Raw genomic sequence first — 1,615 nt, 5'->3', positions numbered from 1 at the left:
CGGTAATTTTCAAGTCGGGTGAGACCAGCGAGTGTTTAGGCAGCGAGTTGTGTGTCCTTTTGTGACGGTTCGGTGGGCTGGTTGATCCAGGCGGCTGCTGGCAGCTGCAGGGTTTTGGGCAGCTCATGTTTGGCAAACCGTTCTGGGTAGGCTTGCCAGGCAGCGTGCATCGCCTGGTGACGAGCCTGGTCGACTTCGGTAGTCAAACCGAAATGCACATCGGCTGGAGTGTGAAACCCGATCCCGGAATGCCGGTGTTCATGGTTATAGGCCTCGACGAAGTCAGCCATAAACGACCGTGCGTGGTGCAAGGATCCAAAGCGTTCCGGGAATTCAGGCAGGTATTTCAGTGTCTTGAAAGCCGCCTCTGAGTAGGGGTTATCGTTGGAAACCTTGGGCCGGGAATGTGATTTCACAACATCCAAGTCCGATAACAGCGCGGCCACGGGTTTCGAGGTCATCGACGAGCCTCGATCAGCATGGACGACTTTGGGAATCCCATATACTCCAAACACAGTGGCCATGAATTCCTCAGCTAGGCCAGCAGATTCGCGGGCATGGACGACACAACCGACAATGAACCGCGAAAAAATATCCAGCATGACATAGGCGTCGTAGTAGACGCCCTTGGTCGGGCCAGCCAGTTTGGTGATATCCCAAGAAAAGACCTCACCCGCTGCGGTGGCTACCAGCTCCGGGACTTTGCGTGCCGGGTGTCGTGCCTGCCGACGCCGTTCGGTCACCTGGGCGTTGTCGTGCAACAGCCGATACATCGTGGAAACCGAACACAAGTATTGGCCCTCGGATAGCAGCGTGGCATACACCTGCTGGGGTGCTTGATCCACGAAGCGGTCACTATGCAACACCGCCAACACGTGATCTCGTTCTGTTGCAGACAACTTATTCGCTGGCTCCGGCCGGGGCACCGGGTGTTTGTCCCCGGCCCCACCACGAGCTTCAGCCTGGGCGACTCGATGCATCGTAGACCGGCTGACCCCGGTGAGCGCTTGGGCCTGGCGCATCGGCACGTTCGCGTCAACCAACTGCAGGTAGGCCTGTCTTAGTGGTTGTTGCGCTTGGGATCCTGGGAGTCCGCGCTCTTGGAGAGCTGCTCCAAGAGCGCATGCGCTTTTCCCATAATATCCAGGGCAGTCTGGGTGGTTTCAAGGTCGCGTTCCCGGTCTGCCAGCTGGCGTTTCAACCGCGCGATCTCGGCCTGTTCCTTGGTGGGTTTTCCAATGGCCTCACCGGGCTGTTTGCCATCAAACATGCCAGCATCACGTTGTTTGCGCCACTGGACGATCTGGGAAGAATACAACCCATTGGCCCGTAAATACGCGCCACCTTCATGCGTTTGGATCGCCTGATCGTAGGCTTCCAGGTGCTGCAGTTTTTCGGCCGGGCTGATCACCCGGCGGCGGGGCTTATCGGTGGAACCATCAGTGCTCATGATCCCATTATCAGCCACCGAAGCTAAACCCGAAACGGGTCCTGCCACGGCAGGCGAGGAGATGGCATACGAAGAAGTAGTCAAGACAAATCTTTCTGAAACGAGCCCTATCAAAAACGGAACTTGCTAAGAGCCGCTGGTCTCATCCCATCCTGACAGATAGGG

1 protein-coding gene is annotated in these 1,615 nt (G+C 57.2%); it reads right to left on the bottom strand.

From position 1 onward, the window contains the following. Positions 1–35: 35 nt before the first annotated feature. Positions 36–1,450, bottom strand: a protein-coding gene (locus tag A6F49_RS14710; protein WP_150119535.1) for an IS3 family transposase whose coding sequence is annotated in 2 segments (ribosomal slippage) — positions 36–1,123 and positions 1,123–1,450 — 1,416 coding nt in all. Because the reading frame shifts where the segments join, the coding sequence is not laid out codon by codon here. Positions 1,451–1,615: the final 165 nt, after the last annotated feature.

The sequence above is a fragment of the Enteractinococcus helveticum genome (assembly GCF_001657475.1).
Classification (GTDB): Bacteria; Actinomycetota; Actinomycetes; order Actinomycetales; family Micrococcaceae; genus Yaniella; species Yaniella helvetica.
This window is presented reverse-complemented; position numbering and strand designations above follow the sequence as displayed.